General features: G+C 66.2%; 15 protein-coding genes. 3 read left to right on the forward strand and 12 right to left on the reverse strand.

The window, feature by feature from the left end:
* The first annotated feature begins 242 nt into the window (after window positions 1-242).
* Complete coding sequence (locus tag BLQ10_RS09050) at window positions 243-1826, forward strand: glycoside hydrolase family 32 protein (protein ID WP_254785481.1); 1584 nt, start codon at window positions 243-245, stop codon at window positions 1824-1826.
* A gap of 54 nt (window positions 1827-1880) precedes the next feature.
* Here BLQ10_RS09050 and BLQ10_RS09055 read toward each other — a convergent pair whose 3' ends face one another.
* Entirely contained in the window at window positions 1881-2534 is a 654-nt protein-coding gene (locus BLQ10_RS09055) for a M15 family metallopeptidase (protein ID WP_091560911.1), read from the reverse strand.
* A gap of 151 nt (window positions 2535-2685) precedes the next feature.
* Window positions 2686-3180 (reverse strand): GNAT family N-acetyltransferase, encoded by a 495-nt coding sequence (locus BLQ10_RS09060; RefSeq protein ID WP_091560913.1) that lies wholly within the window; start codon window positions 3178-3180, stop codon window positions 2686-2688.
* Between the two features lie 127 nt (window positions 3181-3307).
* On the opposite strand from BLQ10_RS09060, the gene BLQ10_RS22950 reads away from it, so the two are divergent.
* A complete protein-coding gene (locus BLQ10_RS22950; protein WP_302847302.1) occupies window positions 3308-3439 on the forward strand; it encodes a hypothetical protein in 132 nt (43 codons plus the stop codon).
* Between the two features lie 51 nt (window positions 3440-3490).
* On the opposite strand, the gene BLQ10_RS09065 is transcribed toward BLQ10_RS22950, so the two are convergent.
* From BLQ10_RS09065 to BLQ10_RS09075, 3 genes are all read right to left on the reverse strand, one after another.
* Complete coding sequence (locus BLQ10_RS09065) at window positions 3491-3685, reverse strand: hypothetical protein (RefSeq protein ID WP_139164203.1); 195 nt, start codon at window positions 3683-3685, stop codon at window positions 3491-3493.
* Between the two features lie 6 nt (window positions 3686-3691).
* Window positions 3692-4384 carry a hypothetical protein gene (locus BLQ10_RS09070; protein ID WP_091560919.1) on the reverse strand — a complete coding sequence of 231 codons (693 nt, stop codon included), beginning with the start codon at window positions 4382-4384 and terminating at the stop codon, window positions 3692-3694.
* 212 nt (window positions 4385-4596) lie between these two features.
* Complete coding sequence (locus BLQ10_RS09075; RefSeq protein ID WP_091560921.1) at window positions 4597-5058, reverse strand: hypothetical protein; 462 nt, start codon at window positions 5056-5058, stop codon at window positions 4597-4599.
* 437 nt (window positions 5059-5495) lie between these two features.
* Between BLQ10_RS09075 and BLQ10_RS09080 the strand changes: the two genes are divergently transcribed.
* Window positions 5496-6314 (forward strand): GAF domain-containing protein, encoded by an 819-nt coding sequence (locus BLQ10_RS09080; protein WP_091560923.1) that lies wholly within the window; start codon window positions 5496-5498, stop codon window positions 6312-6314.
* A 57-nt stretch (window positions 6315-6371) separates the two neighbouring features.
* On the opposite strand, the gene BLQ10_RS09085 is transcribed toward BLQ10_RS09080, so the two are convergent.
* From BLQ10_RS09085 to BLQ10_RS09115, 7 genes are all read right to left on the reverse strand, one after another.
* Window positions 6372-6965, reverse strand: coding sequence for an NADPH-dependent FMN reductase (locus BLQ10_RS09085; RefSeq protein WP_091560926.1), 594 nt, complete (start codon window positions 6963-6965; stop codon window positions 6372-6374).
* 100 nt (window positions 6966-7065) lie between these two features.
* Window positions 7066-8334 carry an N-acetylglucosamine-6-phosphate deacetylase gene (locus BLQ10_RS09090; protein WP_091560928.1) on the reverse strand — a complete coding sequence of 423 codons (1269 nt, stop codon included), beginning with the start codon at window positions 8332-8334 and terminating at the stop codon, window positions 7066-7068.
* Between the two features lie 75 nt (window positions 8335-8409).
* A complete protein-coding gene (gene purU / locus BLQ10_RS09095) occupies window positions 8410-9285 on the reverse strand; it encodes a formyltetrahydrofolate deformylase (protein WP_091560930.1) in 876 nt (291 codons plus the stop codon).
* A 2-nt stretch (window positions 9286-9287) separates the two neighbouring features.
* A complete protein-coding gene (locus BLQ10_RS09100; protein ID WP_091560932.1) occupies window positions 9288-10703 on the reverse strand; it encodes an L-serine ammonia-lyase in 1416 nt (471 codons plus the stop codon).
* On the reverse strand, window positions 10703-11338 hold the full coding sequence (locus tag BLQ10_RS09105; RefSeq protein WP_091560934.1) for a sarcosine oxidase subunit gamma: 636 nt from the start codon (window positions 11336-11338) through the stop codon (window positions 10703-10705). Before BLQ10_RS09105 ends, BLQ10_RS09100 begins: the two co-directional genes overlap by 1 nt.
* Window positions 11331-14297 (reverse strand): 2Fe-2S iron-sulfur cluster-binding protein, encoded by a 2967-nt coding sequence (locus BLQ10_RS09110; protein WP_091560937.1) that lies wholly within the window; start codon window positions 14295-14297, stop codon window positions 11331-11333. Before BLQ10_RS09110 ends, BLQ10_RS09105 begins: the two co-directional genes overlap by 8 nt.
* Complete coding sequence (locus tag BLQ10_RS09115; protein ID WP_091560940.1) at window positions 14294-14623, reverse strand: sarcosine oxidase subunit delta; 330 nt, start codon at window positions 14621-14623, stop codon at window positions 14294-14296. Before BLQ10_RS09115 ends, BLQ10_RS09110 begins: the two co-directional genes overlap by 4 nt.
* Window positions 14624-14629: the final 6 nt, after the last annotated feature.

Genomic DNA, 14629 nt, shown 5'->3' on the forward strand with positions numbered 1-14629 from the left:
CGGAATTCCGGGCGCTTCCGCCTCCGCACATACAGGCCATAGCTGGGGCGGGATGGCTTCCACCAGAACCAGGAATGAATTATGAAAAACCTCGAACGCCCGCTGAGGCTGAAAAATTGAACCCATTTCGACGCCGGGAACTGCCACCGTGGCGGCCTGCAGTTTCGCTTGCCAGACGGATCGGCCGACAGGTCGTAGAGGGGGTCTCTTCCAGAACGCCGGGCCACCGGACGATCTGGATTGTGTTGGCAGCAGCTGCTGCGGCTGTTCTGATCGCGGTGGCGCTGATTCCTGCGGCGGGATCCCGGCCGGGCGCCCAGAGCCAGGCCGAGCAGGCGCATTCGGCTTTCGACCGGCCCGAGGGGGCATCCGAGTTCCGGCCGAGCTATCACATCACGCCCCGGACGAACTGGATGAATGATCCGCAGCGCCCGATTCTGCTGGACGGTGTGTGGCACTACTACTACCTCTACAACGCCGGGTACCCGAAGGAGAACGGCACCGAGTGGTACCACCTGACAAGCACAGACCTGGTGCACTGGAAGGACGAGGGGGTGGCGATCGCCAAGTACAAGAACGGGCTGGGCGACATCGAGACCGGAAGCGCCGTGGTGGACAAAGACAACTCGGCCGGCTTTGGCCAAGGAGCCGTGATCGCGGTCATGACGCAGCAGGATCAGGGAATCCAGCGGCAATCCCTGTTCTATTCCACCGACAACGGGTACTCCTTCACCGCGTATGCGCAGAACCCGGTCATGGAAAACCCCGGCGAACCGAACTGGCGGGATCCCAAGATCATCCGCGATGAAGCCCACGGCCAATGGGTGATGGCCCTGGCCGAAGGCGACAAAATCGGCATGTATACGTCGCCGGACCTGAAGAAGTGGCGCTACGCTTCGGGCGTCGAACGCCCCGGTCTGGGCGCCCTCGAATGCCCGGACCTCTTCCAGTTGGATCTCGACGGTGAGCCATCCAAACGGACCTGGGTCCTTGCCGCAAGCGCCAATGGGAGCGACGAGGGATTCACTACGGGCGTTGCCTACTGGACTGGCGAGTGGGACGGAACCCGGTTCACCCCGTCCGGCGCGCCGCATCAGTGGCTCGACGCCGGCTCCGACTTCTACGCCGCCGTGACGTGGGATGATCCGAGACTCACCGAAAGCCAGCGGATGTCCTCCCGGCACGCTATCGGGTGGATGAACAACTGGGCGTACGCCCGGCAGCTGCCCACCGAGGACTGGCACGGCGGCACCGACTCCATTGTGCGCGACATACGACTAGAAACTATCGCGGGAAAGCCGACGCTTGTGTCGAACCCCTCCGCCGCCATGAAGTCCATTGAAGGCCCGGTGGCAACAACTGGGGAACGTCGATTGACACGGGATGGCGCAGGACAGTTGCCGCCTCCGGAGGGCGGGGCGTACCGGCTCGATGTGACTCTTGAGCGAACGGCGGACGACGACGGATCCGAAGCGAGGATCGAGCTCGGAAGCGACGGGGGAACGTTCGCGACGGTCGGATATGACTTTGCCGACGAATCGGCATTCATTGCCCGCGAGGCTGATGCTGCCGCCACCGGCAAGGCCGAAATCAGTCCGGACTATCGGGCATCGCGACGCGCAGTCAGCCCAGCGCGTGACGGGAAAGTGGAGCTATCGATTTTCGTCGACTATTGCTCGGTGGAGGTTTTCATCAACGGCGGGGAAAAGACCATGACGTCACTCGTTTTCCCCACCGCGGGGACGCCGAGCATCAGAGCCGTCACGGCCGGGGGCACGCTGACGCTAAAGTCCTTCAGCTCCAGGCGGTTGGCCTCCACGCACTGACCAGTGACTTGCGGCCCTGTCCACGGTGCACCGCACGACGGGGAAAAGAATCTCTTAGCGGAGATAGTCCGGGGCCGCTTCCAGACCGAAGTACTTCTCAAGGGTCATCCCGGTGCTTTGGATATCCCCGGCGATGGGCCGTCCCACATAGCGCAGATGCCATGGCTCGTAGGTGTAGCCGGTAGTGGCCTCGGCCCCGGCCGGATATCGGATGATGAATCCGTACTCCCAGCCGTGCTCAGCCGCCCACCGCCCCGCCGGGGTATTTGCGAAGCAGGCTTGCAGGGCGCAGATTCCGCTGGCATTGCCAATGTCCATCGCCAGGCCGGTCTGGTGTTCGCTGTAGCCGGGCCTGGCGGCAAGGGTATCCGCCGTCGCCTGTCCGTACTGGCGCACGTAGCTGTCATAGAGGCTGGCCTGCTCGCTGAACGAACGGTAGCCGCTGATCGGCATGATGTTCACGCCGCCTGCCTTGGCGGCTTTGGCAAACTGCTTGTAGGCGTCCGCGGCCTGCGTCCGCAACCGTTCCCCCTGGACTCTGACCAGTTGCCCCGGCACATACCCGACCGGGTTCAGTTGCCGATGCTTGTTGACCACCACCTGCAGACTGGAGGCAGAATTGAAGTCGTAACCCACTGCGGCCACTGCCGTCACCGACGGTGCGATCATGCCGAGCGAAAGCACAAGCCCCGCCACAGCACCTGTCATCCTGCTGATTCCTTTAAGCACGATGGCCCCCAAGAATTGTCCGGAACAGATTCGGGAACTCTACCGGTCGGCTGGGGCCATAGTCGAGGGGGCGCGTTGGCGGCCGCGACGGCCAGTGGGCAATCCATCAAGTTCCGCGGAGTGCGGAGTCTTAGTTTTGGTGTTCGCGGCTTTGCCTCATGGAGATCACTTCCCACATCTGGTCACCCATCGGGGTACACCTGACAACCTCGGATCCCTGGAAGCCAAGCGACTCGTAGAGGCTTCGGGCTGCGGTGTTGTGCGCGATCACGCCCAGAGTCAATTCGGTTACGGTCGTCGTCCCGTAGGCTGTGGCCTTCAACAGCTCCATCAGCTTCCGCCCCAATCCTTCGCCCCGGCGGCCGGGATCAACGATGACGGAGCCGAGCCGACATGCCCGTGCCTCATCGTCGAGCAGCAGGGTGCCGTGCCCGACAATCGCTCCGGTGGTTTCATCGATTCCAGTCCAGTACTGGCGGTTCGCATTGGTCAGGTACCTCTCCAGCTGGAACCGGTTTAGTGGCCACGAGAACGTAGGCCCTGTCCACAGCACCATGGCCTCCTCGTCGGGAATCCAGCTCAGGAAAACGTCCAGATCGGCGACTGACGTGGGCCTTAGCAACATTCCTGCATTCTATGAGCTTTGACTTCGTGCAGAAGAACCCGCAGACCGTGCAGAAGGTCATGTCAACGCCTTCGTCGGTGCGCTCCGCTTCATCAACAGCCACACAGCCGCCGAGATCGCGGCCAAGATGCCCAAGGAATACGCCAACGCCGGTCAGGCCCTGTATGAGAAATCCATCAACGACACCAAAACCATGTTCAACAAAGACGGCATGATGAACGCCGACGGCGCCAAGAACGTCCTGAGCATCCCTGGATAAATACTTCACTAACGTCAAGGGCAAGGCCTCGACCATCGACCTGGCAAAGACCTACACCACCGAGTTCGCAAGCAAGGTCCCCGCATCGTAGGCTGAGGCAGCTATATAGGTGACCACGTGCGCCGCTGTCGCCAACGACGGGGGCGCACGTGTGAGCGGCACGACCGAGACGGCCGGTGCGTTCAAGCCGAGCTGCAGACCGGTGATGGCGGCAGCGCCGATGACCTGCAGCGGCATAAGTGGCATAGATCCTTAGCCCAGCAGGGAGACGGCGTGGGCGATCACGAGCGCCAGGAGAACGAATCCACTGGCGGCTTCGAGTCCCATCATCATTTTGGCTCGGGGTGACAGAGGCATGGTGTCGGTGGGACTGAAGGCCATGGAGTTGGAAAGGGAGAAATAGGTGTAGTCGACGAAGGAGGCCACCCAGCCGCTCTTGACTGAGGACCGCGTCGCAACTTCCGTGACGGCGTCGTGGTCTTCGTCCTGGGGAAACCGGAAGTCAGCGGCCGGGAGGTTGTCCCGGTGGGTATTCCGCCGTGCGACCGGTCCACCGCGGTCCAGCTCCCAGAAGACCAGGGCGAAAGCGATGACGTTTGTTACCCAGATCTGCAGTGCTGCCAGAAGGAGTGTGCGCCCGTCGCCGCTGCTGGAGTCGGTCAGCAGAATGATGAGTTGCACCAGGGCGACGCCATTGGCTGCGACGAGGAGGAGTGCCTGGCCCGTGGCTAATCGTTTGGACCAGCGTGTCTCCTTGTGCAGGCGGCGGGGGTTAAGGATCAGTAGGGGAATCAGCATCACGAGTCCGATTCCCACCACTGTGTAGCGGATGGCCGGCAGGAAGGCGCTGGGAAGGGCGGCATAGAGGCCCAGCGCGATGAGCAGCCCGATTACGGCCGGCCAGCGGTGTTCAGCGCTGTCCTTCGGGTTCGCAATATCAGACATCCATCGAGTCTAGGTAAAGCTGCGGTGCATCCGGGCCTGGGCGCGCAGTGAGGCCGTGAGCATGCAGATGGCCGTCCGTCTTCGGGGAACCTCAAGGACGAAAACCACCACATCACCCGGTCCTTCGTCTGCTGTCGGAACTTCGAAGTGATCGAAATATTCGGCAGCCAGCTCCTCACTTAGTGTGACGCCATGGAGCTAGCACTTGACCGCTAGCACTTGACCTCAGCCCTGAGGTCGCGGACCGCGGCCTCGACATTGGAGGCCTCGTCCCGGAGGGAATCAGCTGCCTGAGTCAACGTGGCGTTGTTAGGCACCGCGGCGACTGCGGCATTGAACTTGGCTTCGGCGGCCTTAACGGCCTCCGCCCGTTGTTGGGCGAGGTTCTCGCTTGCCTTGGCCAGCTCTTCATAGGTCTTGGATACTTCGTCTTGGGCCGCGCGGACCTGCTCGATCGTGGCGTCCGGCTTCAGCGTGGCCTTGAAATTTGCCAGGGCCGCGGCATGGGCATCGGCAGCAGCGCAGACCTGCGACACGCTCGCGGGCGGGCTCGAGATGGCCGCGGTGGGGCTCGAAGTGGCCGCCGGCGGGTTGGCGGGGCTGCATCCGGTGAGCAGAGCGACGGCGGCCCCGAGCGCGATGGATCCCACGAGGATTGCGTGCGGTCTCGACATTGGAAGCTCCTCTCCCAGCTGGGCTGTTGCCTCCGAGCACCGGGGGCCATATTCATCCTCCGCCTGGCCGCGGGCGAGGTCCTCATCCGCCGGGGGTGAAATGGATGGGGATGCCCGGCCAGCCGGCACGGGTCAAATGGCTCTAGTGGGGCCGGGCGAACGCGCGTAGAAATGGTTGTGCCACGGCGGACGGGTCCTCCGCGACTGGTGTTGAAGCCGGGGCGGGCGGTCCAGGGAAGGACGTTGGAACTTCCCTGGGCCGCCGCGGGGCTGACGGGGTTCTGCAATCACCGGAACAGCTCACCGGAATGGGCGGGGACCAACGGTAATTCGGCGGGACCTTCGGCTCTGACAGATGGATGGCGCGGCGGTGTCCGCCCGGACGTATGCTGTTTTCATCGGTTCAGCAGTGCGTGCTTTGATCTCGAGCGTGGAACATGACCCAAGGAACTGCAAGGGACGGCCGGCAGGATCGTCACGCCTCCTTCTGGGAGCTGCACTTCAACGACCCGGATGTCGGTGCCTTCCTCAGCGAGGCCATGAGCGAGTTTGTCGACGACATCAGTGGTCCCGGCCGTGGGATCAGCTGGGCGATCACCCTGCTCGGATCCGCGGAGGCCCTCACCCTGACCGCGGGCAGCGCACCGGCGCGGGCCGCCGATGAGGCGCAGCGCTCCTTCGACGACGGGCCGGCCCGCACGGCGGTTCGCAGCGGTGAATTTGTGTTCGTGGGCGACACTTCCCTGGAGCGCCGCTGGCCCGGGTATGCCAGCGCAGCCGCAGCCTACGGAGTCCGGTCCCTCGTGTCTGTTCCGCTGATCCCACAATCGGTATTCCATGCCGCGGTGAACCTGTATGCGCCGTGGCCGCACGTCTTCACCAGCGCAGACATCACTGCAGCGGCACGGCTGGCCCGCCACCTGTCCCGTGCACTGCGTTTGGTCCAGGAGCTGGCGCTGAGGTCCGGAAGCAGCGCCGATCTCTCCTCGGCGCAACTCTCCCGGGCGCTGGCTGGCCTGGCGTTGCGGACGCTGGTGCGGGAGTATGGGCTTAGTGAAGAGGGAGCCCTTGACTATCTTCGGAGCGTCGCGGGCGGAGCCACGCGGGAATCCGGCGGCGGCACGGTCCATGTCCTCGTGCCCGATTCCGTTCAGGTCCAGAAAGAACCCCAGCCCAGTCCCTATGCCGCGGCACCGCACGGCGGGGACACGCCTCCCGTCCGTCGACGGCGGCGCAGGACGGGGACCCCGGCCTAGGCGGACACCGGCACTCGGCCTGCCGCCCCGCCCAGCCGCGCTCCGCCCGGGCAGCGGTTAGGCAGCGCTGGCGTCTTCTTTCCCGTGGGCGTGGTCCGGGCGGAGGATCTTCAGCGCGCGGGCCCAGGCGATTACTTGGTCAAGCAGCGTCTGCAGAGTCGTCTCCGCGGCCGCCGTCGGGATGAAGGTGCGGTAATTGACGAACTCCGTGGCCAATGGCAGCGCAACCTGGGCCCGGACGTCTGCCATCTGCAGTTCTGCCGCCACACCCCTCAGGTGTTCGACGGCGCGGATGCCGCCGCTGCTTCCGTAGCTGACGAACCCGGCCGCCTTGTTGTTCCACTCCTTGTACAGGTAGTCCAGCGCGTTTTTAAGCGCCCCGGGGATCGAGTGGTTGTACTCGCCGGTGACGAAGATGTAGCCGTCGAATCCGTCAACAGCCTCGGACCAGGCCTTGGTGTAGGGCTGGCTGTACCGGCCGAGGGAGGGCGGCAGCGGCTCGTCGAGAAGGGGGAGCCGGAAGTCGGCGACGTCGAGGACGTCAAAGGTGGCATCGCCGCGTTCTGATGCCCGGGAACTTACCCAGTCGGCGACGGCCTTTCCGAGGCGTCCGGGCCGAGTGCTCCCGAGCACGATAGCGATGCGGATCATGGCGGGCTCCTTTCCGGAAATTTTTTTGCCCACTATTAGAACAACAAACCGGACTGCTCGAAACTTCCGCAACCGCCACCGGTGCCACCGGATCCGGGGGCTAAAGCGCGACGCGCCGGCGTTCGGGCAGGATCCGTCCGCCGCGCAGGACGGTCACGAGTTCGAAGCCCGGGTCAACGGCGATGACGTCGGCGCGCATTCCGGCCCGGAGGCCGCCGATCTCGGTTTCCAGGCCCAGGACACGGGCCGGGACCAGGGTCGCCGCCATGACGGCATGGGCAGGGCTCACGCCCGCCGCGATGGTGGTGCGGACAACCTCCAGCAGGGTCGCCGTGCCCCCGGCAAGGGCGCCGTTACTGCTCAGGGTGGCCACGCCGTCGTGCACCACAACATCCGAACTGCCGAGTTCGTAGTCGCCGTCGGGCAGCCCGGTTGCCGCCATGGAGTCCGTCACCAGCGCGATGCCCTCGGCTCCGACCAGGTCAAACACCATCCGGACCGTCTCCGGGTCGAGGTGGACGCCGTCGCCGACGAGTTCGACAACAACCGTGCCGGCCGCCGCCAGACGCAGGCACGCGGCGACTGGTCCGGGACTGCGGTGGTGCAGGGGAGGCATGCCGTTGAACAGATGGGTTACCGTGGGCCGGGCCTGCGGCCCGAAGGCCCCGCCGGGCGCGGCCCTGCCGATGAGGTCCGCGGCGTCCGCCAGCGAGGCGGCCGCCAGGTGGGCATCGGCATCGGTGTGGCCCAGCGAGGGGGTGACGCCGTGGTCCGTGAGCATCCGGAGCAGTTCACTGGCGCCGGGCAGTTCGGGGGCGTAGGTCATGGTCCGCAGGGCCCCGCCGGCGGCCGCCAGCAGGTGCCGGAGCAGTTCAGGATCGGGGTCCCGGAGCCAGCGGGGATTCTGCGCGCCGCAGCGGGCGGAGGAGAGGAAGGGCCCTTCGGAATGGACGCCTGCGATCAGTCCCTCGGCCGCCAGGATCTTGAGTACGCCGAGCGACCGCACCAACTCGTCGCCCGGGGCCGTGACCAGGCTGGCCAGCAGGGTGGTGGTCCCGTTGCAGTGCAGGAAGTCCACCGCCTCCCGGCAGGCCCGGTCATCCCCGGTTGGGAATCCGCCGCCCGCGGCGCCATGGCAGTGGAGGTCAACAAGCCCGGGAAGCAGTGAACTGCCGTGCGGAAGCGGGATCTCCTCCGCCCCCGGGAACTGCCCGGCGTCAAAGCCGCCGCTGGGTCCCGCGTAGGCGATCCGGCCGTCTTTCACCGCCACCACGGAGTTCGGGGTGACGGCACCGTCGCTTAGGAGGGCGCCCCGCAGGAGGTAGGCGGGGCCGGCAGCGGCCTCGCGGTCCTCGAGGGTAAGGATCATGGTGCCTGGTTTCTGTGTGGCCGGGCGTTAGGGACAGGTACAGCTAGTTGAAGACTAGCTTGGCGGGTGCCGTACCTAGCGCAGAACGACTGTCCTGTTGCCCTGGAGGATGACGCGTCCCTCGCAGTGCCAGCGGACGGCGTTGGAGAGCGCCTTGCACTCCGTGTCGCGTCCAGCGGCCACGAGGTCGTCCGGCCCGAAGGTGTGATCCACTTCCACCACCTGCTGGGCGATGATCGGCCCCTCGTCCAGCTCCGCGTTGACATAGTGGGCTGTGGCGCCGACCGTCTTCACGCCCCGGGCGTGCGCTTGGTGATAGGGCTTCGCGCCCTTGAAGCTGGGCAGGAAGGAGTGATGAATGTTGATGGCGCGGCCATCCAGCTGGCGGGTGAGGTTGTCACTGAGGACCTGCATGTAACGGGCCAGGACCACCAGTTCCACCTCCAGCCGGTCAATCAGTTCCAGGAGCCGCTGTTCGGCCGCAGGCTTGGTGTCCGGGGTGACCGGCACGTGGAAGAAGGGGATGCCGTGCCATTCGACGGTCCGCCGGTGATCGGGATGGTTCGAGACGACGCCGACGATCTCGATGGGCAGTTCACCGGTGCGTGCCCGGTACAGCAGATCGTTGAGGCAGTGCTCGAATTTCGAGACCATGATCAGGACCCGCCGTTTGCTGCCGTGCCGCCGCAGCTCCCAGCGCATGCCGAATTTTTCGGCGACCGGAACGAAGGCTTCCCGGAGCGTGTCCAGGGTTGTTTGGTCCCCGGCCGAGGCGAAGTGGAGCCGCATGAAGAAGTGGCCGTCCAGCTGTGAGTCGAACTGTTTGCTTTCCAGGATGTCGCAGCCCTGGTCCAGCAGGAAGCCGGACACGGCGTGGACGATCCCGCGCGTTTCCGGGCAGTCCAGGGTCAGGACGTGCTCCACGGTTTCGGTGGTCTGGTTCTCGGTCATGGTCAGCACTCCACAACGTTCACGGCGAGGCCCCCGCGGGAGGTTTCCTTGTACTTGGTTTTCATGTCAGCTCCTGTTTCACGCATGGTCTTGATGGCCTTGTCCAGCGAGACTTTGTGGCTGCCGTCCCCGTGCAGGCACAGGCGGGCGGCGTTGATGGCTTTGACGCTGGCAATGGCGTTGCGTTCGATGCAGGGGATCTGCACCAGCCCGCCGACGGGGTCGCAGGTCAGGCCGAGGTTGTGTTCGATTCCGACTTCGGCGGCGTTTTCCACCTGTTCCGGGGTGCCGCCCAATACTTCGCTGAGTCCCGCCGCCGCCATGGAGCAGGCCGATCCGACTTCGCCCTGGCAGCCCACTTCTGCCCCGGAGATGGAGGCATTGATCTTGAAGAGGATCCCGACGGCGGCCGCTGCCAGCAGGAAGCGGACGACGCCGTCGTCGTTGGCTCCGGGGACGAACTTGACGTAATAGTGCAGCACGGCTGGCACGATGCCTGCAGCGCCGTTGGTGGGAGCGGTGACAATCCGTCCCCCTGCGGCGTTTTCCTCGTTGACGGCCAGCGCGAAGAGGTTCACCCATTCCATGGCAAGCAGCGGGTCAGCTGGCACTTGGTCGAGCGACGGGTTCCGGGCATCCGCCTCGGCGCTGACGGCGGATGCTGCCAGCGTCCGAAACAACGACGGGGCACGCCGTTTGACGTTCAGCCCGCCGGGCAGGATGCCTTCGGCAGCACAGCCGTTGTCCACGCACTGGCGCATGACCGCCCACAGTGCCAAGAGCTTCTCCCGGAGTTCGGCTTCGCTGCGCCAGACGAGTTCGTTGGCCAGCATGACGTCGGAGATCGACATATTCTCGCGGTCGCATATTTCCAGGAGCTCGTTGGCCGTGGTGAAGGGGTAGGGCAGCACCGTGTCGTCTGCCACCACGTGGTCAGCGCCTTGGGCATTGCCGTCGACGACGAAGCCGCCGCCGATCGAGTAGTAGCTGCGCTCCCGGAGCACTGTTCCGGTGTGGTCCAGTGCCCGGAAGGTCATGCCGTTGGGATGGGCCGGCAGAGACTTACGGCGGTGCAGGACCACGTCCTCGTCCCAGTTGAAGTCGACCCGGTGGTGGCCGGCGAGCCGCAGTTCGGCATCCAGGGCAGCGGCTGCCACCTGGTCATCGGCGGTGCCCGTGTCCACATTCTCGGGGTCCTGGCCCTGAAGGCCCAGGACCACGGCCTTGTCCGAACCGTGGCCCCGGCCGGTGGCGCCGAGGGAACCGAACAGCTCCGCCTGCACCCTGGCGGTTGAGCTCAGCTGCCCGTCGCTTTTTAGCCCGTCCGCGAACCGTTTGGCCGCCCGCATCGGGCCGACCGTGTGGGACGAGGACGGCCCGATGCCAACCGAAAACAGGTCCAGGACGCTGAGCGCCATCAGGGGACCTCGGTGGACGCATATTCGCGCATGGCATCGAGGAGCCAGCGGCCCAGGAACTCCGCAAAGGATGCCCGCGGGAAGATCCGGTAGGTCTCTTCCGCGGTCTTCCACAGAATGGCCGGGATGCCGCCGATTTCCGTGGACAGCGCCGTCCCGGGTTTGAAGACGCGGGGGTGCAGGTCCAGGGCGCAGCCCTTCTCCAAAACGGCACTGGCCCGGGGGCCGGTGAGTTCGAGCGTGGTGCGGTTGGCGGAGAGATCCACCACCTGGCCTTGGCCGTCCGCCAGTGCCGCAATGAGCGCCCGCGGGAGCTCCCCGCCCAGGCTTTCGTGGGATTCCGCGGGGGCCACGAGCAGGAATTCTGCCGGGCCCAGCCACAGCACCGCGGTGTCGCCGCTGCTGAGGACTTCCCCCGAAGCCGAGGGCAGGCCTCCGGTCACGGCGCCCAGCCGCTCCCCGGCCTCGCCGGCAGGATCGACCCGGAGCCCCGCCATGGTCAGAAACGGCACCTCGCGCAGCTCCACGGTGCCCGCGACGGAGCCCGCTTCAAAAGCTGTCCTCAGGAGCGACGCCGGACTCTTCCTGAGGGTCTGGATCTTCTTGGAATTTTCGAGTGCTGCAGTGTCAGCCATCTTTGCGGGTCCCTTCAGAGTCAAAAAGCACGGTTTCTGCGACGACTACGTCCACCAGTTGGTCGCCGGCGGCGGCCACCAGGGTTTCGCCAATGCGGTTGCGGCCGTTCTTGATCAGGGCCAGGGCAAACGACCTGCCCAGCGCCGCACTGTGGTAGCTCGAGGTCACGAACCCCTGCATGGGCACGGGGCCGTAGGCGGGGTTGACGGTGATGCCCTGCTCCACCAGCTGGGTGCCTTCGGGGAGCCGAATGCTGCCGTCCACGGGGAGGACGCTGACCAGGTGTTTCCGGTCGGTGCGGCCGGCGTCCTTGCGGGCGTAGGAGCGTTTGCCGATGAAGTCCTTGACCTTGGACACGACCCATTCCATGCCGGCGTCCTGCGGGGTCACGGTCCCGTCGGTGTCCTGGCCGACGATCGGGTAGCCCTTCTCCGCACGCAGCACGTGCATGGTTTCGGTGCCGTACGGCGTGATGTTGAACTCCGCGCCGGCCGCCTCCACTGCTTCCCAGGTGCTCAGCCCGTACCAGGACGGGACGTTGATTTCGTAGGCCAGTTCACCGGAGAACGAGATCCGGCAGATCCGGGCCCGGACACCGGAAGCCAGGGTGGTCTCGCGGAACGTCATGAACGGGAAGGCTTCGGGGTCCAAGCCCCCGTCGGCTGCCAGTTCCGGAGCCAGTTTGGCCACGACAGCGCGGGATTTCGGTCCGACGACGGCGATGGTGGTCCACTGCTCGGTGACGGAGGTGCAGTGCACGTCCAATTCGGGCCATTCGGTCTGCAGCCATTCCTCCAGCCAGTCCAGCACCTTGGCGGCGCCGCCGGTGGTGGTGGTCATGAAGAACCGGTCCTCGTCCAGGCGGAGCGTGACGCCGTCGTCGAAGATCATCCCGTCCGGGGTGCACATGACGCCGTAGCGGGCCGAGCCTGGTGCCAGTTTCTTGAACGCGTTGGTGTAGATGCGGTTCAGGAACTCGCCGGCGTCCTTGCCCCGGATCTCGATCTTGCCCAGCGTGGTGGCGTCCATGAAGCCCACGGATTCCCGGACGGCGGCACATTCGCGAAGGACTGCGGTGTCCATGTCCTCCCCGTCCTGCGGGTAGTACCAGGGCCGCTTCCACTGGCCGACGTCTTCGAAGAGGGCTCCGCGGGCAACGTGCCACGGGTGGATCGAGGTGAGACGGGCAGGGTCGAAAAGTTCTCCGCGCTGACGTCCGGCCAGCGCAGCGAACGCCACGGGGGTGAAAGGGGCACGGTACGCGGTGGTCCCGATTTCCCCAATGCTGGGTGTGCCATCGGCAGACTCCCCGCCGCCGTGCTTGAGGGCCGCGGCGATCACGCCGATCGCGTTGACCCCGGAGGTCTTGCCCTGATCGTTCGCGGTGCTGATCGAGGTATAGCGCTTGACGTGTTCCACCGAGCGCATGCCGGCCCCGGTGGAACGCAGGACGTCGGCCACGGACTGGTCGCGCTGGAAGTCGACGAAGTGGTGGTGCCAGTCCTCCGGGCCGCCCTGTTCCCCGGGGACCAGCCAGAGCTGGCGGGTCGGGGCGGAGGCGTGCGGCGGCGTCGGCGTTACCGGCTTTGCACCGGAATCCGGACCGGAGTCGAAGCCCGCGGCGAGGACCGCCGCGGCCCCGGCGGAGACGCCTTCGGCCACGCAGTCGCCGAGGGCGAAACTGCCGCGGCCGGAGCCGGCCACCTGCTGGTTGGGAACCACGCTGTTGGGGACGAAGGCGGCGAGGTCTTCGTCCCAGCGGAGCCTGCCCTGGCGCTGGGAGTGCAGGTGTACCACCGGTGACCAGCCGCCTGAGACGGCCAGCAGGTCGCAGGCGAGTTGTTCGATTCCCGACGTGAGTTCGCCGGCGTCGTTGATGCTCCGGACGGTGACGCCGAGGACGCGTTCCTGGCCCGTGGTGTTGGCGACGGCGCTGCCGATCAGCACCCGCGTGCCGGCCGCGGCGGCTGCCGTGGCCGTTTCGCTCAATTGCGCGCGGGCGTCCACGACGGCTTCGACGGCGATGCCGGCGGCGCGGAGGTCGGCGGCCAGGGCGTAGGCGCTGTCGTTGGTGGTGCTGATGACCACCCGGGAACCGGCGGCCACGGCGTAGCGGTTCAGGTAGGTGCGCACCGCGGAGGCGAGCATGATGCCGGGGCGGTCGTTGTTTTCGAAGACCAGCGGGCGCTCGTGGGCGCCCGGGGCCAGGATGACCTGGGCGGCGCGGATGTGCCAGATCCGCTGGCGGGACACGCCGGGCGCGGCCGGGGTCAGGAGGTGGTCCGTCCGGTTCTGGGCCGCGATGACGTAGTTGGAGTCGTAGGAGCCGAAGGCGGTGGTGCGGTTCAGCACCGTGCACTCGGCCGCGGAGATCAGTTCGGCCTCAACATTGGCCACCCAGTCCAGGGCGGGCTGTCCTTCGATGCTCTCCGCGAGGGCAGGATCGGTGGAGCCGGACAACAGCGTGCCGCCGAGCTCGGGCTGGTCGTCAATGAGGATCACCCTGGCACCGGCGCGGACGGCTTCCCGCGCTGCGGCCAGGCCTGCGGGTCCGCCGCCGACCACGAGGACGTCGGTGTGGACGTATTTCTTGTCGTATTCGGCGCGGTCCTCGGCCGGGTCCAGCTTGCCCAGTCCGCTGAGGAATTCGGCGCTGAGGCCGTCCACGAGGGACACCGTGGTGGCGGGGAGCATGGATTCGGCCACGTGGCCCGGGAACCGGGGGGCGACCTTGACGAGGGCGTTGGATTCCTCCACCCCGGCGGACATGATGCCGCGGGGCCGGTCCTCGTAGAGGGAGTTCCCGGCCCTCAGCCGGCCGTTCGCCAGCAGCGCGGAGGCGAGGGTGTCGCCGGGGTGGCCCGTGTACTCACAGCCATCCAGGGTGAAGCGCCAGGTGACGCTGCGGTCGATGCGGCCGCCGGTGCTAAGGCGCGCGGGCTGCGGCTGAGCGCTCATTTGATTGCTCCTTCCGGGGAAACGGGGCTGGTGACGGTGGGGGCTGTGGGTCCGGTGGCGGGCCGGAGCTGGCCCATCTGGTAGATGGCCTGGATGTCGTAGGTGACGGTGTCGCGGAGCATGTTGAACCATTGCCGGCAGCCCGTGCTGTGCAGCCAGCGTTCGGCGAAGGCGCCCTTGGTGTTGTCGCGGTAGAACAGGTACTCGGCCCATTCGCGGTCCGTAAGCTCTGCCGGGTTTTCGGGGTAGGCCACGTGGGCCTGGCCGCCGTAGTGGAATTCGGTCTCGTCGCGGGGACCGCAGTTGGGGCAGGAAATCAGGAGCATGTCCGT

The organism is Arthrobacter sp. ok362 (assembly GCF_900102785.1).
In the GTDB taxonomy this organism is placed as follows: Bacteria; Actinomycetota; Actinomycetes; order Actinomycetales; family Micrococcaceae; genus Arthrobacter.